Annotated in this window: 21 protein-coding genes and 1 pseudogene; 13 read left to right on the forward strand and 9 right to left on the reverse strand. The window is 64.3% G+C overall.

What is annotated here, in order from left to right; translation table 11 throughout:
* Positions 1 to 7 precede the first annotated feature (7 nt).
* Together BcanWU425_RS05050 and BcanWU425_RS05055 are read left to right on the forward strand one after the other, a co-directional pair.
* Positions 8 to 814, forward strand: coding sequence for an SDR family NAD(P)-dependent oxidoreductase (locus BcanWU425_RS05050; RefSeq protein ID WP_204512522.1), 807 nt, complete (start codon positions 8 to 10; stop codon positions 812 to 814).
* Positions 815 to 1,000: 186 nt separating this feature from the next.
* Positions 1,001 to 1,990, forward strand: a pseudogene (locus BcanWU425_RS05055) (IS30 family transposase); the annotation flags it as partial.
* Between the two features lie 23 nt (positions 1,991 to 2,013).
* On the opposite strand, the gene BcanWU425_RS05060 reads toward BcanWU425_RS05055, so the two are convergent.
* Positions 2,014 to 2,784, reverse strand: coding sequence for a hypothetical protein (locus tag BcanWU425_RS05060; RefSeq protein ID WP_204512521.1), 771 nt, complete (start codon positions 2,782 to 2,784; stop codon positions 2,014 to 2,016).
* A 78-nt stretch (positions 2,785 to 2,862) separates the two neighbouring features.
* On the reverse strand, positions 2,863 to 4,440 hold the full coding sequence (locus BcanWU425_RS05065; RefSeq protein ID WP_204512520.1) for a cation:proton antiporter: 1,578 nt from the start codon (positions 4,438 to 4,440) through the stop codon (positions 2,863 to 2,865).
* A gap of 94 nt (positions 4,441 to 4,534) precedes the next feature.
* Between BcanWU425_RS05065 and BcanWU425_RS05070 the strand changes: the two genes are divergently transcribed.
* The 4 genes from BcanWU425_RS05070 (at position 4,535) to BcanWU425_RS05085 (ending at position 9,308) form a co-directional block, all read left to right on the forward strand.
* A complete protein-coding gene (locus BcanWU425_RS05070) occupies positions 4,535 to 5,293 on the forward strand; it encodes a tetratricopeptide repeat protein (protein WP_204512519.1) in 759 nt (252 codons plus the stop codon).
* 133 nt (positions 5,294 to 5,426) lie between these two features.
* Positions 5,427 to 6,812, forward strand: coding sequence for a tetratricopeptide repeat protein (locus BcanWU425_RS05075; RefSeq protein ID WP_204512518.1), 1,386 nt, complete (start codon positions 5,427 to 5,429; stop codon positions 6,810 to 6,812).
* 143 nt (positions 6,813 to 6,955) lie between these two features.
* The gene (locus BcanWU425_RS05080; protein WP_204512517.1) at positions 6,956 to 8,878 is read left to right on the forward strand and encodes a propionyl-CoA synthetase; all 1,923 of its coding nucleotides are present in this window, start codon (positions 6,956 to 6,958) and stop codon (positions 8,876 to 8,878) included.
* Between the two features lie 169 nt (positions 8,879 to 9,047).
* Positions 9,048 to 9,308 (forward strand): hypothetical protein, encoded by a 261-nt coding sequence (locus tag BcanWU425_RS05085; RefSeq protein WP_204512516.1) that lies wholly within the window; start codon positions 9,048 to 9,050, stop codon positions 9,306 to 9,308.
* A gap of 122 nt (positions 9,309 to 9,430) precedes the next feature.
* Here the strand turns inward: BcanWU425_RS05085 and BcanWU425_RS05090 are convergent, their stop codons facing one another.
* A complete protein-coding gene (locus tag BcanWU425_RS05090) occupies positions 9,431 to 10,126 on the reverse strand; it encodes a DUF1013 domain-containing protein (protein ID WP_027565675.1) in 696 nt (231 codons plus the stop codon).
* 253 nt (positions 10,127 to 10,379) lie between these two features.
* On the opposite strand from BcanWU425_RS05090, the gene ispH reads away from it, so the two are divergent.
* The 3 genes from ispH to rnhA are packed head-to-tail and all read left to right on the forward strand — an operon-like array spanning position 10,380 to position 12,799.
* Positions 10,380 to 11,348, forward strand: a complete 969-nt coding sequence (gene ispH, locus BcanWU425_RS05095; RefSeq protein ID WP_007597506.1) for a 4-hydroxy-3-methylbut-2-enyl diphosphate reductase — start codon at positions 10,380 to 10,382, stop codon at positions 11,346 to 11,348.
* Between the two features lie 6 nt (positions 11,349 to 11,354).
* Complete coding sequence (locus BcanWU425_RS05100) at positions 11,355 to 12,338, forward strand: homoserine kinase (RefSeq protein ID WP_018453137.1); 984 nt, start codon at positions 11,355 to 11,357, stop codon at positions 12,336 to 12,338.
* The gene (rnhA, locus tag BcanWU425_RS05105) at positions 12,335 to 12,799 is read left to right on the forward strand and encodes a ribonuclease HI (protein WP_007597503.1); all 465 of its coding nucleotides are present in this window, start codon (positions 12,335 to 12,337) and stop codon (positions 12,797 to 12,799) included. Before BcanWU425_RS05100 ends, rnhA begins: the two co-directional genes overlap by 4 nt.
* Before the next feature lie 167 nt (positions 12,800 to 12,966).
* Here the strand turns inward: rnhA and BcanWU425_RS05110 are convergent, their stop codons facing one another.
* The 6 genes from BcanWU425_RS05110 to BcanWU425_RS05135 form a co-directional block, all read right to left on the reverse strand.
* Positions 12,967 to 13,452 (reverse strand): peroxiredoxin, encoded by a 486-nt coding sequence (locus BcanWU425_RS05110; RefSeq protein WP_018453139.1) that lies wholly within the window; start codon positions 13,450 to 13,452, stop codon positions 12,967 to 12,969.
* A gap of 107 nt (positions 13,453 to 13,559) precedes the next feature.
* Entirely contained in the window at positions 13,560 to 14,114 is a 555-nt protein-coding gene (locus BcanWU425_RS05115; RefSeq protein WP_204512515.1) for a DUF924 family protein, read from the reverse strand.
* Positions 14,115 to 14,129: 15 nt separating this feature from the next.
* Positions 14,130 to 15,815: a long-chain fatty acid--CoA ligase gene (locus BcanWU425_RS05120; RefSeq protein ID WP_018453141.1), complete on the reverse strand. Its 1,686-nt coding sequence runs from the start codon at positions 15,813 to 15,815 to the stop codon at positions 14,130 to 14,132.
* A 190-nt stretch (positions 15,816 to 16,005) separates the two neighbouring features.
* A complete protein-coding gene (locus tag BcanWU425_RS05125; protein ID WP_085361117.1) occupies positions 16,006 to 17,451 on the reverse strand; it encodes a D-alanyl-D-alanine carboxypeptidase family protein in 1,446 nt (481 codons plus the stop codon).
* Positions 17,452 to 17,653: 202 nt separating this feature from the next.
* Positions 17,654 to 19,450, reverse strand: coding sequence for a glucan ABC transporter ATP-binding protein/ permease (locus tag BcanWU425_RS05130; RefSeq protein WP_018453143.1), 1,797 nt, complete (start codon positions 19,448 to 19,450; stop codon positions 17,654 to 17,656).
* 89 nt (positions 19,451 to 19,539) lie between these two features.
* Positions 19,540 to 20,586: an ABC transporter substrate-binding protein gene (locus BcanWU425_RS05135; protein WP_231190194.1), complete on the reverse strand. Its 1,047-nt coding sequence runs from the start codon at positions 20,584 to 20,586 to the stop codon at positions 19,540 to 19,542.
* A gap of 227 nt (positions 20,587 to 20,813) precedes the next feature.
* Between BcanWU425_RS05135 and BcanWU425_RS05140 the strand changes: the two genes are divergently transcribed.
* The 4 genes from BcanWU425_RS05140 to BcanWU425_RS05155 all read left to right on the forward strand — a co-directional run bounded on the left by BcanWU425_RS05140 (position 20,814) and on the right by BcanWU425_RS05155 (position 22,943).
* The gene (locus tag BcanWU425_RS05140) at positions 20,814 to 21,185 is read left to right on the forward strand and encodes a hypothetical protein (RefSeq protein ID WP_018453145.1); all 372 of its coding nucleotides are present in this window, start codon (positions 20,814 to 20,816) and stop codon (positions 21,183 to 21,185) included.
* A 121-nt stretch (positions 21,186 to 21,306) separates the two neighbouring features.
* A complete protein-coding gene (hisE, locus tag BcanWU425_RS05145) occupies positions 21,307 to 21,711 on the forward strand; it encodes a phosphoribosyl-ATP diphosphatase (protein WP_007597487.1) in 405 nt (134 codons plus the stop codon).
* A 45-nt stretch (positions 21,712 to 21,756) separates the two neighbouring features.
* Positions 21,757 to 22,359: a YqaA family protein gene (locus BcanWU425_RS05150; protein WP_007615385.1), complete on the forward strand. Its 603-nt coding sequence runs from the start codon at positions 21,757 to 21,759 to the stop codon at positions 22,357 to 22,359.
* A gap of 47 nt (positions 22,360 to 22,406) precedes the next feature.
* Positions 22,407 to 22,943 carry a hypothetical protein gene (locus BcanWU425_RS05155; protein ID WP_204512513.1) on the forward strand — a complete coding sequence of 179 codons (537 nt, stop codon included), beginning with the start codon at positions 22,407 to 22,409 and terminating at the stop codon, positions 22,941 to 22,943.
* The last annotated feature ends 20 nt before the right edge of the window (positions 22,944 to 22,963 follow it).

Consider the following 22,963-nt stretch of genomic DNA (forward strand, 5'->3'; position numbering starts at 1 on the left):
ACACGCGATGGGTCGGCTCAAGGGCAAGGTTGCGATGGTGGTGGGTGCCGGCTCGATCGGGCCTGGTTGGGGCAACGGCAAGGCCACCGCGGTCACCTTTGCCCGCCAGGGTGCGCAGGTGTTTTGCGTCGATCGCAACGGCGCGGCCGCCGAGGAGACCGCGAAGATCATCGCGGACGAAGGCGGCCAGGCGAGCGCGTTCACGGCCGACGTCTCGCATGCGCGCGAGGTCGAGGCGATGGTCGCGGCATGCCTCAAGGCCTACGGCCGCATAGACGTGCTCGACAACAATGTCGGCATCGCCGAGATGGGCAGCGTGGTCGAAGTGACCGAGGAAAGCTGGGACCGGGTCTTCAGCGTCAACCTCAAGAGCGCCTATTTCGCCATGAAGCACGTCATCCCCGTGATGGTGAAACAGGGCGGTGGCTCGATCATCAACATCTCCTCGATCGCTTCGATCCGCCACATGGGCATCTCCTACGTCACGTACGGCACCTCGAAGGCGGCGATGAACCAGATGACCCGCACCACCGCGATCGAGTTCGCGCGCCACCATGTCCGCGTCAACGCGATCCTGCCCGGCCTGATGAAGACGCCGATGGTGGAACATTCCGCAGGTCTTGCGAACAGCTATGCCAAGGGCGATGTTGAAGCGATGTGGCGGGCGCGCGATGCGCAAGTGCCGATGGGCCACATGGGCGACGCTTTCGACGTCGCCAACGCCGCGCTGTTCCTGGCCTCGGACGAAGCGAAATATGTGACGGGCATCGAGCTCGTGGTGGACGGCGGGATCACGTGCAAGGCGGGGGCCTAGGCGTCGTTCCGTGTTCGCCGTCGTCCTGGACAAGCGAGCGTAACGAGCGCTGATCTAGGACCCATAACCCCAGGGAGAAGTTTGACAAAGGTTGGCGGCTCCGGCTTCTTCAACAAGCGGCTGTCGGGGTAATGGGTCCCCTGAGTTCACAAACGAAGTGCAACACTTCCATCTGGAGGTGTTGCCATGGGGCGGACTTACAAACAGCTCTCCCTTGACGATCGATGCGAGATTGCCCGCCTTTCGGCCAATGGCGGCTCGGTCGGGCAAATCGCGGCAGCTTTGGATCGGCCGCCATCAACGATCTCTCGGGAGCTGAGGCGGAACCGTGGCAGGCAAGTCGGCTACAAGCCAAGCTATGCTCAGCAGCAGACCCGGGCGCGGCGCTGGAAGGGCTCTCGCCTCGAGCGGGACGCCAGCTTGCGCCGCGAGGTCTTGGCAGGCTTGAGCCGCGGTTGGTCACCCGAACAGGTCGCAGGCAGGCTGGCCCGGGAACGTGGCCGTAGGGTGATCTCCTACGAGAGCATCTACCGCTTCATCTACGCCCAGATCACACGCACGACGGACTTCACCTGGCGGCGCTATCTGCCTCGGGGCAAGAGCAAGCGAGGCCACCGCGGCAAACGAGGCGGGAGCCCCGCAAGCTTCATCGAAGGCCGTGTTTCGCTGGCAGAACGGCCTGCCGAGGTCGCCGATCGCAAAGTCCCGGGCCACTGGGAAGCCGATCTGATGATGTTCTCCAAATACCGGCAGGCCATCCTGGCCGTCCACCAGCGAACCTCGCGCCTGCTGCTCGCCGTTCCCATCGAACGCAAGTTCGCCGCCGGTATCGCTAGCCATCTCGTACGCCTGTTCAAAGCCGTACCGGAGGCACTGCGCCGTACCGTCACCTTCGACAACGGCACCGAGTTCGCCGCCCACCTTTCCTTGCAGAGCCTCTTGATGAAGACCTTCTTCTGCGACCCGCACGCGCCGTGGCAAAAGGGCGGCATCGAGAACGCCATCGGCCGCTTGCGCCGCTTCATCCCCCGAAAGACCGACCTCGAAAAGCTCCCAACCAAGCGCTTCCGTCAGTCCATTGCCGCCTACAACAACACCCCGCGCAAATGCCTTGACTTCAGAACCCCGGCCGAGGCCTTCTCCTCTCAACTGTTGTACTTCGAGTGTGAATCCACCTCCTGGCTTTCGCCAGGACGACATCATTGCGCCAGCGCCAGAATCCCGCCGGCGAATGAATGCCATGCCGCCGTTTCGCTGATCGGCCAGTTCAGCACCTTCACCGCCAGCAGCGCGAGCGTGCCGGTGATGTAGACTGGATGCACTCGGCCCGCGGTGCGCCAGTCGCGTACCATGGCGACAACGAGCAGCAGCGAAGCGACCATCGCGGGCGCGATGGTGACGGGCACCGGCGGCGGCCCTGGCGGTCCCGAAGGCGCGAGGAAAGTGAGAAACCAGCGCGCGATCGCGGCATCGAGGATGGAGACCGCCGCGAGCAGCATCAGGCGTCTGTGAATCTCCGGCTTTCGCGTGTTCATGATCGCGAGCACGAATACACCAGCGAAGAACGCGATCCCGCTCATCGGCACGATCGAGAAGGCGATGCCGGCCTCTTTCTGGCCGAGCGCCGCGGAATGCTGCATCACATGGACGGAGGCGAGGAAGCCGAAGATCGTCATCGCGGTCGCGAGCGAAACGCCGGCGATGCCGAGCGCACGGTGATTGACCATGCGGCCTGAGGCGGCGAGCCACGTCTGGATCACGAAATAGAGAGACCAGGTGAAGAACAACAGGCCGTGGAAATGAATGACGGGGCTTGCGGACAATGTCCGGTTGGCGAGCGGCACAAAATAGGTCGGTGCGAAGCCGAGAAAGGCGGTGGCCGCGCAGGCCAGTGCCATGTGGAGATAGAAATATCGTGCGGGCGACGCATCTCGCGCGCGCACACGACGGTCGTCGATCAGGGTCGTCATGAGGGATGAGTCTGGAGAGGCGGCGTTTGGTTCAAACCCCTAGCCACCTGTGCAGGGTGCTTGTCGGGATGACGAAATCTAACCCCCCGCGCTCAGTTCCGCGCGATCGAGCTCCTCCTCGACCCTGTGAAACGCGTCGTCACCGATCACCTCGGTGGCCCGGAGGTCGAAGATCGATTTTCGCGCGGCTTCGATGGCGCGGCGGCGCAGCGGATCGGCGGGCAATTCGCCGTTGGTGATGCCACCATGGGGATCGTCGTCGGCCTGCATCAGGATGGCACGATATTCGAGCCGCAGGATTTCGGCTTCCTCCGACGGATCGTCCTCGATCGCGTCGAGCGCCGCGCGATAGGCGACGGCGCGGGCGCGCGCGACCTCGATGCCGACGGGATTGTCGTCCTTGAGGCCGAACGCCAGGATCAGCGGCCGCAAGGTCAGGCCCTGCACGACCAGCGTGCCGAGCACGACCGCAAACGCCGAGAAGACGATGAAGTCACGATGCGGAAAGTTTTCCGGCAAGGCAAAGGCGGTGGCGAGCGTGACGAGGCCGCGCATGCCACACCAGGAGATGATGAGGCCGCCCTTGGCGGAGGCGACCTGCTTCGGATCCTTGGGGTGATAGATCCCGTGCGCCACCAGCGTGCGTAGCGTCGTGCGGTAGACCGTGACCCAGGCCAACCGGACCAGGACCACGGTGAGCAGGATCCAGGCGGCGGCCAGGCAATAGTCCCAGCGCACGTCCGCGTCCAGCCGCGTCCAGATCGGTCGCATCTGCATGCCGATCAGCATGAACGCGAGCACGTTGAGCACGAACACCATCGTATCCCACACCGCGTAGGACGGCACCCGCAACCGCGCCGGCATGCGAGCGGGTGCAGCGCGTGCCATCGTGATGGCGTACACGACGATGGTGAGGATGCCGGAGAGGCCGAGATGTTCAGCGCCGATCCAGACCATGAAGGTAGTGGCGAATTGCATGATGATCGAACTGGGAGCCTCCGTGATCTGCACGATCACCAGTGGCATGACTCGCGCGGCGAGATAGCCGGCAACGACGCTGCCGACCAGCGCCAGAGCCATGGTTGGCGCGACCTGGCTCCATGCCAGATGCTCGGTGGCGATCGCTCCGACGGCGATGCGATAGATCAGGAGCGCGGTCGCGTCGTTGAGCAGGCTCTCGCCTTCCAGGACCTTCACCATCCGGTGAGGCAGCTTCACCTGGCTCAGGATCGCGACCGCGGCGGCCGCGTCCGGCGGGGCCACGATGGCGCCGAGCGCAACCGCGGCGGCCCAGGGCATATCAGGCATCAGCCGGTGCGCGACGTAGGCCACAGCGGCCGTTGTCAGGCCGACCGCGGCGACGACGAGGGTGGAGACCGGAACCCAATTGTTGCGGAGATCGCGCAGCGAGGTGTCGAAGGCGGCATCGAGCAGGACCGGTGCGACAAAAAGAGCCAACGCCAGGTCGGGCTCCAGCGCCCAGGACGGGCTGGACGGCACAAAGGCGATCAGCGCGCCCCCGATTGCGAGAAAGGTTGGATAGGGGACCTTGATCCGTCGCGCCAGCGCCGATAATGCAACGGCGCCGAGCAGAAGCACGATGATCCATTCGAATGTCGACACGTTGATCCCCGAAGCCGATTTGAGCGGCGCCACAAGCTAGCACCAATCCGGCCGTTTGATGGATAGTGCGGCCCCAAGGCAAGACCTCAAGGGGACCTTAACTCAAGACTTTCCAACTGTGGCGAGCATGCGTTTTCTCATTCAATGGTCCGGCGTCGGGTTGCTCTTTGCGCTCTCGTTCGTTGCGGCTCATGCTGCGACCGGCGGCGAGCCGGCCGCGGTGCCGCAGGTCGACATCGCGCCGTGCCTCGCGGCTGCCGCAGCCGACGACATCGACAAGGCCGCCACGGCCTGCGCCGCCGTGATCGACAACGAGAAGACGGCGAAAGGGGACCTGATCAAGGCGCTGATCGCGCGCGGCGGGCTTTATGCGCGGCACGACCAAGTCGACCGCGCGATCGCCGACGACAGCCGCGCGCTGGAGCTCGATTCCGGTCTCGCCGATATCTTCAACGCGCGGGGCGAACTCTGGCTAAGGAAGGGCGACAAGCCCAAGGCGGTGCAGGATTTCGGCGCGGCGTTGAAAATCGATCCGAACCACGAGAAGGCCAAGCCCAATCACAAGGCGATGGCGCGCGAGATCGAGCGGATCGGCGCGCAGATGGCAGTCGCGGGCAAGCCCAGTTTCATTTGCAAGGGTGTGCGCCGTCCCGTCGAGAAGGCGATCTGCGCCAACCGCGAGCTCGCAGATCTCGACCGCGAGATCTTTGCCGCCAACGCGCGCGTGTTGCGCGAAGCCCGCAATGCAGGCGAAGCGAAGGCGCTTCAACGCGAGCAGGACGATTTCATCGCCCGCCGCAACGCCGGGTTCGGCCGGCCGGGGTACGATTTGAAGAAGGCGATGCAGGAGCGGCTGCAGCGGCTCAACGGGGTGGACGGGTATTGAGGCTCCTCGTCTCGCTCGTAAGAGCGGGACGAAGGAGGGAAGGGATCGGTGCGCCGCTGGCACGCCTCGATTTGAACCGATTCTTTGGCTGCCGCGACAATGGTGAAAGCCTGATGTCCCGGAGCCCTATGCCATGTGCGGCACGCATCCTTCCGCGCAAATGCTCTCGTTTGCAAAAATCTCGTTTCGCTCGCTCCTGCTCAGCGCGGCAATGAGCGTCGTTCTCGTCGCCCCTGCTTCGGCCGGCGTCGATTGCGTAATCGGGAGCAAGGCCGCTCCGGCTGAGCTGATCCCGGCCTGCAGCGCCATCATCGACCAGGCCTCGAATCCATCCCTCGATCGCGCCGCGGCATTGCTGGTGCGCGCCGACGCCAATGCGCGAACCTCGGGCGGCCTCACGCAGGCGCTGCGAGATATCGATCGCGCCATCGCACTCGATGGCAAGAACGCAAAAGCCTGGCGCCTGCGCGGCGATCTCCTGCGCGAGGCCGGCGGCGATCTCAACCGCGCCGCGGCGGACCTCAGCAAGGCCATCGAGCTCGATCCGCAGGATTCGGAATCTTACGAGCTGCGCGGCGTCGTCTACACCAACCAGCACCGGCTCGACCGCGCGCTTGCCGATTACGACCAGGCGATCAGGCTGAAGCCTGACAATGCACAGGCCTGGTCCGACCGCGGCGTGACCTATTATCTCGGCGGCGACAACGAGAAGGCGATCCGCGATCTCAGCGAGGCGTTGCGGCTCGATCCGAACCGGCCGCGCAGCTACACCAATCGTGGCGCCGCCTACAAGAAGCTCGGCCAGCTCGACAAATCGGTTGCCGACGACGGCGAGGCGATCCGGCTCGATCCGAAGGTGCCCGAATATTACGATAATCGCGGGCTGGCGCTGGCCGCGATGGGGGAGTACGACAAGGCGATTGCCGATTACGATCAGGCGCTCCGGCTGGCACCGCGGCCGAATTTCTTCACAAACCGCGGCGATTCCTACCACCTCAAGGGCGAGCTTGGCGCGGCGCTGAGCGATTACGAGGCCGCGCTGAAACTGGATCCGAATTTCGCGCAGACCTACAATAACCGCGCCGTGCTCTACAAGAAGATGGGCGAACGCAGGAAGGCGCTGGCCGACTATGAGACCGCGCTGCGGCTCGATCCCGGCAACGACAACGCCGCCGCCGGCCGCCGTGCCATGATCGCGGAGATTGCGAAATTCGGCGGCGAGCCGCTGCGGCCACTCGCGGCGAATTCCGGCAATGGCCCGTCGTTCGATTGTGCCACTGCGAAGCGCGAGGTTGAGAAGGTGATTTGTGCCGATCCGCAGCTGGGGGTGCTCGATCGCCAGATCGCCGAGACCTACGAGCGCGTGCTGAAATCGGCCGGGTCCCGCTCGGCCGGCGAGCTCCGTCGCACCCAACGCGACTTCCTCGCCACCCGCAATACGAGCTTCGGCCGCCCGGGCTATGATCTCAGGAAGGTCATGCATGACCGGCTGCAGCGGCTCAATGCGATGGACAGCTGAGCACTGTTCTTTTCAGCTTGAACCGCGGCCCGTTCCCGGGAAAATACCCCTCAAAATGGCCGGTACTTGATCCCTGTCATGGCGGGACGTTTGTCCTGCCACAAGGTCAAGGCCAGGCGAATAAAGGGAACGGGAGCGCGGGAATGAACGTCCGAGGAAACGTCGACGGAAAGAGCCTCTATCACGAGGTTTATGCGCGCTCGCTGGCTCACCCTGAGGGCTTTTGGGCCGAGGCGGCCAAGGAAATCGACTGGATCGAGCCTCCGAAAAAGATCTTCGATCCCTCGCAGGGCGTCTACGGCCGCTGGTTCAGCGGTGGTGTCGTCAACACCTGCTACAACGCGCTCGACCGCCATGTCGAACGCGGCCGCGCCGACCAGATCGCGCTGATCCATGATTCGCCGCTGGCAAATAGCGTCACCAAATTCACCTACGCCGAACTGCTGGCCGAAGTGCAGGCGCTCGCCGCCATCATGCTGGATTTTGGTGCTGCCAAGGGCGATCGCGTCATCCTCTATATGCCGATGGTCCCGGAGGCCGTCGTCGCGATGCTCGCCTGTGCGCGCATTGGCGCGGTGCACTCCGTGGTGTTCGGCGGCTTTGCCGCGAAAGAGCTCGCCACCCGCATCGACGATGCGCAGCCAAAGTTGATTCTGTCGGCGAGCTGCGGCATCGAGCCCGGCCGGATCGTGCAGTACAAGCCGCTGCTCGACGAGGCGATCAGACTTGCGGGGGCAAAGCCGAAGGCCTGCATCGTGCTGCAACGTCCGCAGCTCGTCTGCTCCCTGACGCCCGGCCGCGACTATGATTGGGCGGGCCTGCGCCGCAAGGCGATGAACGACGGCAAGCAGGCGCCTTGCGTGCCCGTCGCCGCTACCGATCCGCTCTACATTCTCTATACGTCAGGCACGACCGGCATTCCCAAGGGCGTCGTGCGCGACAATGGCGGCCATCTCGTCGCGGTGAAATGGTCCATGTTCAACCTTTATGGCGTCAAGCCGGGCGAGGTCTGGTGGTGCGGCTCCGACATCGGCTGGGTGGTCGGCCACAGCTACATCGTCTACGGCCCGCTGCTGCACGGCGCGACCTCGATCATGTATGAGGGCAAGCCGGTCGGCACGCCCGATGCCGGCGCGTTCTGGCGCGTGATCAGCGAGCACAAGGCCGTCGCCTTCTTTACTGCGCCGACCGCGTTCCGCGCGATCCGGAAAGAAGATCCGGAAGGAAAATTCATCCGGCAATACGACCTCTCGACGTTCCGCACGCTGTTCCTGGCCGGCGAGCGCGCCGATCCGCCGACGGTGGAGTGGGCGGAGCAGCAATTGAAAGTGCCTGTGATCGACCATTGGTGGCAGACCGAAACCGGCTGGTGCATCGCCGGCAATCCGGTTGGCTTAGGTCAGCTGCCGGTGAAGCACGGGTCGCCGACGGTGCCGATGCCGGGCTATCACGTCGACGTGGTCGACGAAGCGGCAAGGCCGGTCGGTCCGAACACCATGGGTTCGATCGTCATCAAGCTTCCGATGCCGCCGGGCTGTCTGCCGACGCTGTGGAATCAGGACGAACGGTTCAAGGAAGCCTATCTCACCGAATTCCCCGGCTACTACAAAACGTCGGATGCCGGCTACAAGGACGACGACGGCTATGTCTTCGTCATGGGCCGCACCGACGACATTATCAACGTCGCCGGCCATCGGCTCTCCACCGGCGGCATGGAGGAGATCCTGGCTTCGCATCCCGATGTTGCCGAATGCGCCGTGCTCGGCGTCAAGGACGCGATCAAGGGCGAGGTACCCTGCGGCTTCCTGGTGCTCAAGGCGGGTGTGAAGCGGGCCCCCGCCGAGATCGAGAAGGAGATCGTCGCGCTGGTGCGCGACAAGCTCGGTCCAGTTGCCGCGTTCAAGCTCGCCATCACCGTCGGCCGCCTGCCCAAGACGCGCTCCGGAAAGATCTTGCGCGGCACCATCAAGAAGATCGCAGATGGTGAAGCTTGGACCATGCCGGCGACGATCGAGGACCCCAAGGTGCTCGACGAGATCGGCGATGCGCTGAAAGGGCGGGTGTGAGGTTTGCAATGAGGCTTGAATAGGCCGCATTTTTCCGCTCAATCCTCATCCTGAGGAGCGCGCCTGGTGCGCGTCTCGAAGGATGAAAGGCCCCGCTGCTGCAGCTTGGCCTGCATGGTTCGAGACGCCCGCTGCGCGGGCTCCTCACCATGAGGATGAAGGGCCTGCCATGAATTCGAAGCCGTTTCTAGCGATTGCATTTGCGGGCCTCCTTCTCTCCGCCTGCTCCGCGCGCTACCAGACGCCGGTGGCGATGGGCGGCGATGATGACGATGCGGTCTGCCAGAGCCGCGGCTATGCGGCCGGATCGCCCGAATACGTGGCCTGCCGCAAGGACCGCGACGTCCAGCGCAGTTCCGCGACCACCCGCGCCGACCGCCGCCAGCGCGACCTCGGCGAATACATGCTGAACCATCCGGACCGGCCATAAAGGCTGCGCTGCGCCGGTGCGCTCGCAATGACGAGGTTGCTGAAGCTTCTTGCGTCAGACTAAAAAACGCGGCGGGTTTCCCCGCCGCGCTTGCATTCGATGACGACTGAAGAGCGGAAGGATTACTCCTCCTCCTGGTCCTGCTTCTTGCCGCCGAGCGTCTTCAGCTTGGCGAATACGGCATCGACGTTGAGATCGTCGCTGGACCTCTCCGCGGGTTCGTACTCGTCCTTCTTGGTGGTTTCTGAGGCCGGCAGCAAAGTGGCGCCGCCATAGGCCGCGTCGATCGGCTTTTCCTTGGCCGCGCGCGCGACCTCGAAATCAAGCTCGATCTGCGAGCAGAGGCCAAGAGTGACGGGATCAATCGGCGTCAGCTGGGAGGTGTTCCAGTGGGTGCGATCGCGGACACTGGCGATCGTGCTCTTGGTCGTGCCGACCAAGCGCATGATCTGGGCGTCCTTGAGCTCGGCATGGTTGCGCAGCAGCCAGAGGATGGCGCTCGGGCGTTCGTGGCGGCGCGAGACCGGGGTGTAGCGCGGGCCCTTGCGCTTGGGCTGCGGCGGCAGCACCACCTTGCTCTCCTGGAGGCGGAGCCGGTAGTCCGGGTTGTTCTCGCCCTTCTCGATTTCCTCGCGGGTCAGCTGGCCATTGGAAAGGGGATCCATGCCCTTGATGCCCTGGGCGGCGTCGCCGTCGGCGATCGCGCGCACCTCGAGGGGGTGCATTTTGGTGAAATCGGCGACCTGATCGAAGGTCAGCGCGGTGTTGTCGAGCAGCCAGACGGCGGTCGCCTTGGGCATCAGAGGTGCGTTGCTCATGGCAAATCTCCTTTGTGCTTCGCCCACCCCTTTGGAGGCGAAACCGGTGGTCATCAGCGATGACTGGGAATTCGCGCTATATAAGCCCGGAGGGGCTAGCCACGCAATGGTTCTGCTATAGATAGTGCCTTGACAGCGCCCGAAAGGGGGCCCAATTCCCTCTGAAGTCTCTGTAAGACCGTACCCAAGCCCTGTTCATCCATCGACCGCTTCCCGCCCATTTGGCGAGGTGATTCGGTCCCGAGATCGCTCAATGTCAGCCAAACCAGACCTCAAGATCGTGCTTTGTTCTCCCCGTGGCTTCTGCGCCGGGGTGGTCCGGGCGATCGACACCGTGGAACGGGCGCTCGATAAATACGGCGCCCCCGTCTATGTTCGCCACGAGATTGTGCACAATAAGTACGTCGTCGATGGGTTGAAGAAGAAGGGCGCGATCTTTGTCGAGGAACTCGCCGAGATCCCGGAAAACACCACCGCGCCGGTGGTGTTCTCGGCCCATGGCGTACCGAAATCGGTTCCCGCCGACGCCACGTCCCGCAATTTGTTCTCGCTGGATGCGACCTGCCCCCTGGTCACCAAGGTGCACCGCGAGGCCGCGATCCATTTCAAGCGCGGCCGCGAGATCTTCCTGATCGGGCATTCCCATCATCCGGAGGTGGTGGGCACGCTCGGCCAGCTCCCGACCGGCGCCGTGACCCTGATCGAAACCGCCGAGGACGCCAAGACCATCGCCCCGAAGGACCCGAACAACCTCGCCTTCGTGACCCAGACCACGTTGTCGATCGACGACACCGCGGAGATCGTGGCGCTCCTGAAGGAGCGCTTCCCGAACATCAACGGGCCGCACAAGGAAGACATCTGCTACGCCACCACCAACCGCCAGCTCGCGGTGAAGAAAGTGGCGCCGGTGGTCGACGCCCTGATCGTGGTCGGTGCGCCGAACTCGTCGAACTCGCAGCGCCTGCGCGAAGTCGCCGAACGCGAGGGTTGCCCGATCGCCGTGCTGGCGCAGCGCGCCACCGAAATCGACTGGAAGCGGTTCGAGAACATCACCAGCCTCGGCATCACCGCGGGTGCCTCGGCACCGGAAGTGATCGTCGAGGAGATCATGGACGCGTTCGCCGAGCGCTTCACGCTGCATGTGGAGACGGTCTCGGCCGCGGAAGAGAACGAGTTCTTCCCGCTGCCGCGCCAGGTGCGCCCCGAAGCCGCCGCCGAGTAGACCTTCATGGCGGTCTACACCGACGTTGCCGCCGACGAGCTTGCGGACTTCCTCAATCAATACGATCTCGGTGAACTGCTCTCCTACAAGGGCATCGCCGAGGGCGTCGAAAATTCCAACTTCCTGCTGCATACGACCAAGGGGTCGTTCATCCTCACGCTCTATGAGAAGCGCGTGGCGAAGAACGATCTGCCGTTCTTCCTCGCGCTGATGACGCATCTGGCCGAGCACGGCGTCAACTGCCCGCTGCCGGTGAAGGGAACGGACGGCGAGGCGTTGCGTGAGCTGTCGGGCCGGTCGGCCGCGATCATCACCTTTCTCGAAGGCGTCTGGCCGCGCAAGCCGAACGCGGTCCATTGCGCCGGCGTCGGCGAGGGGCTCGCCAGGATGCATCTGGCCGGCGCGAATTTCGCGATCAGGCGTGCGAACGCGCTGTCGGTCCCGGGCTGGCGGCCGCTGTTCGATGCCGCATCACATCGGGCCGACGAGGTGCAGCCCGGCCTGCGCGCGTTCCTGAGCCAAGAGCTCGACTACCTCGAGAGCGGGGTCTGGCCGACGCTTCTGCCCGAAGGCGTGATCCACGCCGACCTCTTCAACGACAACGTCTTCTTTCTCGGCGACAAGTTGTCAGGGATCATCGACTTCACTTTCGCCTGCAATGACTGGCTCGCCTATGATGTCGCGATCTGCCTCAACGCCTGGTGCTTCGAGCCGGATCATTCCTTCAACGTCACCAAGGCGCGGGCCTTCCTCAATGCCTATGGCCGCGTGCGAAAGCTGTCCGAGCCGGAAGAGGCAGCGCTGCCGCTGCTCGCGCGCGGCGCTGCGATGCGCTTCCTGCTGACGCGGCTGGTCGACTGGCTCAACGTTCCGCCCGGCGCGCTGGTTCGGCCGAAGGATCCGCTGGAATATGTCCGCAAGCTGCGCTTCCACCAGAGCGTTTCCAGCGTGCGCGACTACGGGCTGATGCCGTCGGGGCTGGTGGCGTGAGCGAGCTTCCGATTGTCACGATCTACACCGACGGCGCCTGCTCGGGAAATCCGGGGCCCGGCGGCTGGGGCGCGATCCTGAAGTTCGGCGACAAGGAAAAAGAACTGAACGGTGGTGAGCGCCACACCACCAACAATCAGATGGAATTGATGGCGGCGATCTCCGCGTTGGAAGCGCTGAAGAAGCCGTGCACGGTCGATCTCTATACCGACAGCCAATATGTCCGTCAGGGCATCACCGGCTGGATCCACGGCTGGAAGCGCAACGGCTGGCGCACCGCCGACAAGAAGCCGGTGAAGAATGTCGAGCTATGGCAGCGCCTGGATGCCGCGCTGAAGGCCCATGACGTGCGCTGGCACTGGGTCAAAGGTCACGCAGGCCATCCCGAGAACGAACGCGCCGACCAGCTCGCGCGCGACGGGATCGTGAAGGCGCGGTTACAGGCGCGGGTGGCGGAGTAGCGCGGATCGGCGCTCTTGCTCATGCTCCGCCGTCATCGCCCGGCTTGACCGGGCGATCCAGTACGCAGCGGCCTCTCGATTCAACAACAACTGTCTCTGGAATACTGAATGCCCCGCTTTCGCGGGGCATGACAGTGTCGGTTGTGGCTGAAAGCGGCGTCTAAAGCTTACAGCTGCCCGAGCAGCGTATCGCCGCCGGACACCTCGACCTTGCCGGGCATCGCCTCGAGGTTCAGCTTCTTGACCACGCCGTCCTCAACCAGCATCGAATAGCGCTTGGAGCGGATGCCGAGACCGTTGCCGGAGGCGTCGAGCTCCATGCCGATCGCCTTGGTGAAGTCGGCATTGCCGTCGGCGAGGAAGATGGCCTCGTCGCGCTGGTCGGTATCGCGCTTCCAGGCGTTCATGACGAAGGCGTCGTTGACGGAGACGATGGCGATGGTGTCGACGCCCTTGTCCTTCAGGGCGTAGGCGTTGAGGAAAATGCTCGGCAGATGCATCTTGTGGCAGGTGCCCGTATAGGCGCCGGGCACCGCGAACAGCGCCACTTTTTTGCCCTTGAAGATGTCGTCGGTGGTCTTCACTTGCGGGCCTTCGGCCGTCATCACGCGGAATTTCGCCTCGGGCAGCTTGTCGCCAGTCTGGATCGCCATCGTCAGTCTCCCTGAAAATCGGTCCCGCTTTTTAGACCGTGCGGCGGCGCTGCACAATATTGCCGGTAGGGCAGGCGGTGAGGGCGGGACCCTTCACCGTTATGTCATCAGCCGGCGAACCCGCCGCCGTCGAGGAAGGCCTGCTCGTCCGGGGTGGTGTCGCGGCCGAGCAGACGGTTGCGGTGGGGGAAGCGGCCAAACCGCCGGATGATGTCGGCGTGCTCACGCGCGTATTTCAGATTTTCGGCATTGTCGGTGTTTTGAAACAGCGCGACGCAGTGCAATTGGTCGGGCAGGTGCTCGGAATGCATGAAGGGCAAATAGAGGAATTCGAGCAGGACCGGATCGATCCTTTGATCTGCGCCCCGCGCAATGGCGCGGCGGGCGACGTCGCGCGCCAGCGCATCGCTGGCAAAGGCCTGCGACGTGCCGCGAAACATGTTGCGCGGAAACTGGTCGAGCACGATGACGAGCGCGAGTGCGCCCTCATCGGTCGCCTCCCATGACGAGAGTTCGCCGGCGACCGCCTTCTGCCACAGCGCGAGAAAGCGGCGCCTGATCTCCGCGTCGAATGCGTCGTTGCGCTCGTACCAGGCATCGCGGCCGGCCTCGCGCCAGAAGGCGAGGATGCCGGCCGGACTGATGTTGCCGTCGTCGGTCATGAACGAAAGAGGCGCTTACGCCGCCTCCGCCTTCTTCTCGTCGCGCAGCTGCCGCCGCAGGATCTTGCCGACATTGGTCTTCGGCAGGTCGGTGCGGAATTCGATGTGCTTGGGCACCTTGTAGCCCGTCAGCTGCTCCTGGCAGAACTTGACCAGGGCCTCCGCCGTGAGGTTCGGGTCCTTCTTGACCACGAACGCCTTCACCGCCTCCCCCGACTTGGAATCGGGAATGCCGATGACGGCGCATTCGAGCACCCCGGGGTTGCTCGCGATCACTTCCTCGATCTCGTTCGGATAGACGTTGAAGCCGGAGACCAGGATCATGTCCTTCTTGCGGTCCACGATCTTGGTGTAGCCCTTCTCGTCCATGATGCCGATGTCGCCGGTGCGGAAATAGCCGTCCGCGGTCATCACCTTGGCCGTCTCCTCCGGCCTGTTCCAGTAGCCCGACATCACCTGCGGGCCCTTGGCGCAGATCTCGCCGGGCTGGCCGAGCGGCATCTCGTTGCCGTCGTCGTCGCGGATCGAGATCCAGGTCGAGGGCACGGGGATGCCGATAGTGCCGTTGAACTCCGGATTGGTCGTGGTGTTGCAGGTCAGCGTCGGAGATGTCTCCGACAGGCCGTAGCCTTCGGCGATGGAGCAGCCCGTGATGGCCTTCCACTGCTCGGCGACGGGGCGCTGCACCGCCATGCCGCCACCGTTCGAGATCTTCAGCTTGGAGAAGTCGAGCTTTTTGAAGTCGGGATGATGCATCAGGCCGTTGTAGAGCGTGTTCACGGCAGGGAAGTTGTTGACCTGGTACTTCGCCAATTCCTTGATGAAGCCCGGGATGTCGCGCGGATTGGGGATCAGGAGATTGCAGCCGCCGGCGCGCACCGCGAGAAGGTAGCAGGCTGTCAGCGCGAAGATGTGATAGAGCGGCAGCGCGCAAACGACCATGAGTTGATCGACATGCGGCGGCGCGGCCATCGCCGGCTGCAGCCAGGCGTCGTTCTGCAGGACGTTGGCGACGATGTTGCGATGAAGCAGGGTGGCGCCCTTGGACACGCCGGTGGTGCCGCCGGTATATTGCAGGAAGGCGACGTCGCCGGGTGACAGCTTCGGCTTGTTGAAGGCCAGAGAGCGGCCGGCGGAGATCGCGTCGTTGAAGGACACCGCGCCCGGCAGCGACCATGCCGGCACCATCTTCTTGACGCGGCGGACGACCAGATTGACGATCACTCCCTTGAAGCCGAGCAGGTCGCCCATGCTGCCGACGATGACGTGCTTGACTTGCGTCTTGGCGATCACCTGCTCGACGGTGTGGGCGAAGTTCTCGAGCACGATGATGGCTTCGGCGCCGGAATCCTTGAGCTGGTGCTCGAGCTCGCGCGGCGTGTAGAGCGGATTGACATTGACCACCGCGAAACCGGCGCGCAGCACGGCTGCGGTCGCGACCGGATATTGCAGCACGTTCGGCATCATGATCGCGACGCGGGCGCCGCGTTGCAGGCCGCGCCCTTGCAGATAGGACGCCATCGCCAGCGACATCTGGTCGAGGTCGCGATAGCTGATCGACTTGTCCATGCAGATGAACGCCTTGCGGTCGGCGAACTTGGCGAAGCTCTCCTCCAGGAGGTCGACCAGCGATGAATATTGCGTCGGCTCGATATCGGCGGGGACGCCGGGCGGATATTGCTTAAGCCAGATGCGCTCCATGGAAACTCCCCTCATTGACCAGAGCCCGTTGTGTCTCGGGCTTGCCTCGTTGCCGTCAGTATCGAGCCTGCCGGAACGGGTGGCAAGCGGTCGAGGCTTAGGACAAACGTCAGGGAGTGGCTACCGGAATCCTTGCAAATGGCGCTGCCGCAACTGCGAAGTGCGGCGCGGTCTCGCCTCGCGTCGGCTGTTAACTGTTGTTGGCGGGCTTGGCGGGCTTGGTCGCGGCCTTGGGCTTGGCGGGCTTGGCCGCCTCGCCGCTCACCGCAGGCTTTGCCACCGCATCGGGCTTGGCTGCGGCATGCTTGGTACCGGCCGGCTTAGCTGCGGACTTGCCGTCGGCCGGCTTTGCGGCCGCCGCCGTCTTGGCATCGGGCTTCGCCGCCGCCGTCTTGGCATCCTTCGGCTTGTCTGCCGCGTCGGGCTTTTTGGCGACGCGCGACTTCTTGCCACGCGGCTTTGGCGTGGCCTGCTGGTCGGCATCGGCCGCGACCGCCGCGATCAGGGCGGTCCCGGTGCGGGTCGGACCGGTATACACCAGCACGGGCTCGGCCGCCGCCGGGGCCGAGGCCATCAGCTCGGAGGCCTTCATCAGAGGCGGCTGAAGCCCGGCCGTGAAGAAGGTGACTTGGGCTTCGCCGCCGGTGGCCGAGGCGGACCCGGACGTGCCGCCATTGGCCGCGATCAGCGCGTCGTCATCGTCGCTGGCCGGCCGCTTGCGATGGCCGCCGCACATGTCGTCACGCAGGTTCGGCGGCGAGGCGTCGACCGGGACCAGCTTGTCAACGGTGCCGAGCGAGGGGCGGAGCCAGGTGAGATTATCTTGCGAGAAGCCGCGCTCCAGCAGCTGCGCCGCCTTCACCGCGCGCGCGGTCCCGGAGTTGGCGCCCAGCACGACGGCGATCAGCCGGCGGCCGTTGCGGGTGGCCGACGCGACGAGATTGTAGCCGGAGGCGCAGATGAAGCCGGTCTTGAAACCGTCGGCGCCGGGATAGCGGCCGATCAGCTTGTTGAAATTGCCGGTGACGCGCTTGCCGAAGCGGATTGCCGGAATGTGCACGAAGTACTCGTACTCGGGCAGGTCGCGCAGGAACGAGCGCGCGAGAATGCCAAGATCCCGCGCGGAGGTGATCTGTCCGTCGGCGGGCAGGCCGTTCGGATTGACGTAGCTCGTCTGCGTCATGCCGAGCTTCTGCGCCGTGTCGTTCATCAGCGCCGAGAAACCATCGATCGAACCGCCAACGCCTTCGGCGAGCACGACGGCCATGTCGTTCGCCGATTTCACCATCATCATCTTGAGCGCGTTGTCGACGGTAAGCTGCGTTCCCGGGCGAAAGCCCATCTTCGAGGGCGACTGCGAGGCTGCCGTCGGCGAAACCGTGAGCAGTGTGTCGAGTGTGAGCTTGCCGTCCTTGACCGCCTTCAGCGTCACATAGGCGGTCATGATCTTGGTGACGGAAGCCGGATACCAGGGAATGGTCGCGTTCTCCGCCTGCAGCACCTTGCCGCTATCGGCCTCGATCAGGAGCAGCGCTTCGGCGCTCGCCGCGCGCGGCGCGAGCAACGCGGCACACGCGAGTGCCGCGGCGAACAGGTTGAACAGGGATTGACGAAGCAGCGGGCGAAGAGCGTGCACTATCCGATTCCGGTCCTTGGAGACCCGCCAGTTCCGGTCGGCTCTCGTGATCTGATGTTCGGTTCTGAAATCCAGCGCCGCCGCTTGCGGCGCCGCAAACCTATACCGGCTGGTGCGTCGGGAATAGGGGCATCAGCCGGGTATTCCGCAATGAAATGGGCCGAATTTCGACGATACGATGGGGACTTGCCAAGGCGGCTTGTTAAGGCGACTTGGCGGCCGTCGCGGCAGCCTCAGCCGCTGTCACGCTGGCCCGTGCGTTCTCCTGAACCATGAATTGAGCCCTGGCGAGGTCGGCGAAATGGCCGCCTTTGGCCACGAGTTCATCGAAAGTTCCGCTTTCGATCACGCGCCCGTTCTCGAACACCAGGATACGCGTGGCATTGCGGATGGTGGAGAGACGGTGGGCGATCACGAAGGTGGTGCGGCCCTTCATCACTTCGTCGAGAGCGGTATTCACCTTGGCCTCGGTGACGGCGTCGAGTGCGCTCGTCGCCTCGTCCAGGATCAGGATCGGCGGATCCTTCAGCAGTGCACGTGCGATCGACAGCCGCTGGCGCTCACCACCCGACAGCATCCGGCCCCGCTCGCCGGCATTGGTCTCGAAGCCGCCGCTGCGCTCGATGAATTCGAGCGCCTGCGCGCGCTCCGCCGCCTTGCGCATCTCGGCCTCGGTGGCGTCCGGCTTGCCGACGCGCAAATTCTCCGCGATCGAGCGGTTGAACAGCAGCGCCTCCTGAAAGACCACGCCGATGTTCCGCCGCAGCGATGTCAGCGTCACCCCGCGCACGTCCATGCCGTCGATCCTGATGAAGCCGGACTGCGGATCGAAGGCGCGATGCAGCAGCGCAATCGCCGTCGACTTGCCGGCGCCCGTCGCGCCGACCAGTGCGATGGTCTGGCTGGGAAGCGCGGTGAAGGAGAGGTCCTCGACCGCCGGCCGCTTGCCGTCATAGGAGAAGGTGACGTCGTTGAATTCGACGAGGCCGGAGAGCCGACCCGCATCGATCGCGTCGTGCCGGTCGTGCACCGCAGGAACCGCATCGAGCACGTTGAAGAACTCGCGCAGGCGCGGGGCTTCCATGAACACGTTGTTGATGAAGCTCACGACCTGCTCCAGCTTCTGGATCAGAAGCGTCGCGAAGCTCACGAACATGACGATCTCGCCGACAGAGGTCAGCCCCTGGTCGTGCAGCGCGATGCCGAAAGTGAAGATCGCGAGCACGGTGATCGTGGTGGAGGCGCGCGTGATGACGGTGACGAGTGCCCACCACGACAGCACCGGCATTTGCGCCGCTAGCAACTCGTCGGCGACGGAGCGCAGGCCCTTCACCTCGGATTCGACGCGGACGAAACTCTGCACCAGCGCGACGTTGCCAAGGGCGTCGGACGCGCGCGCGGAGAGCTCGCTGTAGTGCTCCTCCACCTCCATCTGCATGCCGAAGGTTCTGCGCACCACGAAGGTGGTCAGCGCGGTGAAGACGATGCAGAGCACGAACAGCAGGATTGCAAGCCGCCAGTTCAGGTAGAGCGATAGCGGCAGCAGCACCACGACCGAGAGGATCGCGGCAAAATGCTCTCGAAAGAAGCCGACCCATAACCGCCACAGCGCATCTGTGCCGTTCAGCATCACCTTCATCAACCGGCCCGAATGGGTGCCCGAATGGAAGGTCAGAGGCAGCTGCAGGATGTGCTCGAAATAGTCCGTCAGGACCGCCTGCCGCTGGCGGTGGGAGAGCCGGTCGGCCTGCAACGCTACGACCGCGCTGCAGACGATGGTGAACAGTCCGAACGCGACCCATGCAACCAGGAACGGCCAGGCCGAGTTGGAGCCTGCGACCGTCTTGCCGGAGAGCACATCGACGATCCGGCCGAACAGCACCGGTTCGGCGAATTGCGAGCCCGCAAGCAGGAGATTGACGACCGCAAGCAGCCAGCCCAGCCGTGCCTCCTTACCGAGCAGCTCGAGAACGCGGGTGTAGAGGCGGAGAATGGGCATGGGCGAGGAGCTCGGGCGGCTGGAACGGAGTGAGCGCATACTCTAATCAGGGATCGCCCGTGAGATATAGCGGAAGCTGTCGGTTTTGCTCAGTTGATCAACCGCCCTGCAACTGGCGGCAAGAACCCGCTGTCGAAGATGTCGCCCGCCGCCGGCCGGTTGCGGAATTTGAAATCCTGCCCGATCTGGTCGATCGCGCGATCCATGCGCGCCGGGTCGATGTCGCCGAGGCCGTTGCGACGGACCTCGTCCGTCAGGATGTTGTCGACGAGGACGGTGCGCAGCCGCTCCAGCTCAAGATCGCGATCGCCGCCGTCGATGCGGCTCGCGGCTTCGTCCGCCGCACGCGCCGGGTCCTTGACGGTCGCGTTGATGCCGGCGATCAATGCGCGGACGAATCCCTTCACGGTGTCCGGCTTGGCCGCGGCGAAAGCCGGGTTGACCACGACGGCAAAGCCATAGGCCTCGCAACCATAATCGGCATAGCGAAGCGCGACGAGATCGCCGCCTGGCACGCCGCGGTCGCGCAGGTTCACTGCCGAGAGATAGCTGAAGCCGGCGACGGCATCGACCTGTCCCGCGGAGAGGATCGGCTCGCGCACCGCGGCGCTGATCTTGTGGAATTTCACGTGAGCCGTGTCGATGCCGTTCTGCTGCGCCAGCGCCGGCCACAGCCGCATCGACAGATCGCTATCGGCAACGCCGACGGTTTTGCCGTCCAGGTCGGGCAGGAGGTGGATGCCGCGGCTCCTGCGGGCGACGATCGCGTAGGGCGCGCGGTTGAACAGCACGAATACCGCCTTGACCGGGGTCGCATCCTTGTCGCGGAAGCGGATCAGCTCGGTGATGTCGACGAGCGCGAGCTCGCTGTTGCCCTTGGCGACGCGCGCAAGCGCCTCCGGCGATCCGGCCGCGCTGCTGAAGGAGACGTTGAGACGTTCGGCGCCGAAGCTGCCGTCCTTGGCGGCAAGAAAGAACGGCGCCATGCTCGCATCGATCGGGCGGTCGAAGGTGAAGTGGATCGCAATGGAGGGCACGACGGTCTCGGCCGCGGTAGCATCGCGCGCAGTCAGCACCGCAAGCGAGATTGCAGCGGCCAGCAGACCGCGAAGAGCAATTGTCGTGAATTCGAACATCAGTCGCGCCGGTCCGGTGTTGTTATGGCTTGGTGACGCTCGGAGCGCCGGCTGGCGACAAGCTTGTTCGCGCCAACATGAACGGCGGATGAGCGGCGGTTGCGTCACGATCACGCAACCCCGTTCAGCTTGTGTTGGGGTTGGGGAACCCAACATGGGATGCGGGTGTTTGAGAGACACGAGCCTGTCATCAGGCACCATTCGAGGTCCCAAGGAGGGTCCAGGACATGTTTGACAGATTTTCAGGATTTGCCGGCCGTAAGGCCGTTCTCGCTACCGCCGCGGTGCTGGCGCTGACCGCAATAACCCCGACCGCTTCCTACGCGGGCGGCCGTCATTGGCATGGTGGCGGCGGTGGCGCGGCGGCTGCTGCAGCGTTTGCCGGCATCGTCGGCACCGGTCTTGCGATCGCCGCGACCCGCAACGCCTACGCCTATGACGATGGCCCCTATTATGGCGGCCCCGCCTATTACAGCGGCCCTGCCTATTACGGCGACGGCCCGTATTACGGACCCGGCCCGAACTACCAGTATCAGCGTTACGGCGGCACGGCTCCGTCGGAGCTCTGCGGCCAGGGCCACCGCACCAACTGCTACTAGTTTTGGCCACAACAAAAGGTTGACCACAAACGGGCCGTCGTGCTTGCCGCGGCGGCCCCTTTTTGGGCTCTACTATCGCGCGTTAACGCGCTGGCCATGGGTTTAGAGTAGCGTCGCGTACATGAGTGATTCGCTTGAGCGGCTATATCTGGCTGTGCTCGCGGCCAGGGACCTTGATCCGGCAACATCGCGCACAGCGCGGCTGTTTCAGCGCGGCCCGTCAAAAATGGCGAAGAAGCTGGCTGAAGAGGCCATCGAGGTCGTCATCGACGCGGTCAACGGCGATAGCGAAGCCGTGATCCGGGAAAGCGCCGATCTACTCTACAATCTGACCGTGCTCTGGGCCTCGGCCGGCGTGCGCCCCGAGGACGTCTGGCGCGAGATGACGCGGCGTGAAGACATGCTCGGCATCGCCGAGAAACTGCCGAAGTCGGCTATGAAACTGCCCAAAGTTGCGTCACCGCGTGTCGCCGCCAGGCGGCCAATCGTCGCGCTCGAAGGCCGCACCGCGCGCAAGCGCCACTAGTATTGGCACAAATCGGTCCCATCTCGGCATGGACAAATCCGTCCCATGGTGCTTCATCGCGGCGCCATGCTGAAACGTATTTACGACTGGTGCATCGACGCCGCTCACAAGCCTTACGCGCTCTGGATCATGGGCGCCGTGGCTTTCGCTGAAAGCTCCTTCTTTCCCGTCCCGCCGGACGTGATGCTGATCCCGATGTCACTGGCGCGCCCGCAACGCGCCTGGGTCTATGCGGCGATCTGCACTGCGACGTCGGTGCTGGGTGGCCTTCTGGGCTACGCTATCGGTGCGCTGCTCTTCGACTCGGTCGGCCATTGGCTGATCGAAGTCTATGGCCTCGGCGGCAAGGTCGACGCCTTCCGCGCCTCCTATGCCGAATGGGGCGCCGTGATCATCCTGCTCAAGGGACTCACGCCGATCCCCTACAAGCTCGTGACCATCACGTCCGGCTTTGCCGGCTACAATATCGGGCTGTTCATCCTGTGCTCGATCGTGGCGCGTGGCGGGCGCTTCTTTATCGTGGCGATCCTGCTCAACCGCTACGGCGACTGGATCCGGATCAAGATCGAGAAGCATCTCGGATTGGTGGTGGCAATCGGCGCCGCGGTGCTCGTGCTCGGCTTTGTCGTCGCAATCAAATTGATCTAACCCGAAGGCGCTTTGCCCCCGCGCCAGGTTCGGCTACGGTTGGCGTCATGACGCTTCGATCCGGCATTCCGGTCCTGCGACTTGGGACGCTGACATTTGCGGTGCTTTCGCTCCTGCTGGGTGCCGGCGGGACCGGATGGCCGCAATCCGCGCCGCCGGCGCTCGGCTTGCAGGAGCAAGGACCGCAGGCCGCACCGGCGCCCTCGACAGCTCCTTCGTCGCCGCCGGTGCATGAGGAAAACCCCGGGCTGATCAACGAAATGGGCAAGCTGTTCGAAAAGCTGCCCTCGATCCTGCCGCCGATCAAAAGCCCGAGCGAGACCATGAACGATTTGTCGCGCCTGGCGAAGCCGTCGACCATAGTGTCGGGACGCGTGGCCTGTCCGGCCTCGTCGAACGGCGCGCCCGACTGCAAGCTCGCCGCCGACAAACTCTGCCAGAGCAAGGGCTACACGGAAGGCAAGAGCCTGAATGCCGACTCCGCGGAAAAGTGCTCGGCCAAGGTTCTGATCCCGGGCAGGCAACGCAAACCGGATGACTGCCGCACTGATACCTTCGTCACCAGCGCGCTGTGCCAGAACTGAGGACGTCGCGCGAGCAAGCA

It is taken from the genome of Bradyrhizobium sp. WU425 (genome assembly GCF_021052305.1).
Lineage (GTDB): Bacteria > Pseudomonadota > Alphaproteobacteria > Rhizobiales > Xanthobacteraceae > Bradyrhizobium > Bradyrhizobium canariense_D.

Coding starts and splice junctions, on each gene's coding strand:
- BcanWU425_RS05080 (WP_204512517.1), top strand. CDS start 6,956: ATGAACGTCCGAGGAAACGTCGACGGAAAGAGCCTCTATCACGAGGTT.
- BcanWU425_RS05085 (WP_204512516.1), top strand. CDS start 9,048: ATGAATTCGAAGCCGTTTCTAGCGATTGCATTTGCGGGCCTCCTTCTC.
- BcanWU425_RS05135 (WP_231190194.1), bottom strand. CDS start 20,586: ATGTTCGAATTCACGACAATTGCTCTTCGCGGTCTGCTGGCCGCTGCA.
- ispH (WP_007597506.1), top strand. CDS start 10,380: ATGTCAGCCAAACCAGACCTCAAGATCGTGCTTTGTTCTCCCCGTGGC.
- BcanWU425_RS05115 (WP_204512515.1), bottom strand. CDS start 14,114: ATGACCGACGACGGCAACATCAGTCCGGCCGGCATCCTCGCCTTCTGG.
- BcanWU425_RS05070 (WP_204512519.1), top strand. CDS start 4,535: ATGCGTTTTCTCATTCAATGGTCCGGCGTCGGGTTGCTCTTTGCGCTC.
- BcanWU425_RS05075 (WP_204512518.1), top strand. CDS start 5,427: ATGTGCGGCACGCATCCTTCCGCGCAAATGCTCTCGTTTGCAAAAATC.
- BcanWU425_RS05050 (WP_204512522.1), top strand. CDS start 8: ATGGGTCGGCTCAAGGGCAAGGTTGCGATGGTGGTGGGTGCCGGCTCG.
- BcanWU425_RS05090 (WP_027565675.1), bottom strand. CDS start 10,126: ATGAGCAACGCACCTCTGATGCCCAAGGCGACCGCCGTCTGGCTGCTC.
- BcanWU425_RS05120 (WP_018453141.1), bottom strand. CDS start 15,815: ATGGAGCGCATCTGGCTTAAGCAATATCCGCCCGGCGTCCCCGCCGAT.
- BcanWU425_RS05110 (WP_018453139.1), bottom strand. CDS start 13,452: ATGGCGATCCAGACTGGCGACAAGCTGCCCGAGGCGAAATTCCGCGTG.
- BcanWU425_RS05060 (WP_204512521.1), bottom strand. CDS start 2,784: ATGACGACCCTGATCGACGACCGTCGTGTGCGCGCGCGAGATGCGTCG.
- BcanWU425_RS05140 (WP_018453145.1), top strand. CDS start 20,814: ATGTTTGACAGATTTTCAGGATTTGCCGGCCGTAAGGCCGTTCTCGCT.
- BcanWU425_RS05155 (WP_204512513.1), top strand. CDS start 22,407: ATGACGCTTCGATCCGGCATTCCGGTCCTGCGACTTGGGACGCTGACA.
- BcanWU425_RS05150 (WP_007615385.1), top strand. CDS start 21,757: ATGGTGCTTCATCGCGGCGCCATGCTGAAACGTATTTACGACTGGTGC.
- hisE (WP_007597487.1), top strand. CDS start 21,307: ATGAGTGATTCGCTTGAGCGGCTATATCTGGCTGTGCTCGCGGCCAGG.
- BcanWU425_RS05130 (WP_018453143.1), bottom strand. CDS start 19,450: ATGCCCATTCTCCGCCTCTACACCCGCGTTCTCGAGCTGCTCGGTAAG.
- BcanWU425_RS05100 (WP_018453137.1), top strand. CDS start 11,355: ATGGCGGTCTACACCGACGTTGCCGCCGACGAGCTTGCGGACTTCCTC.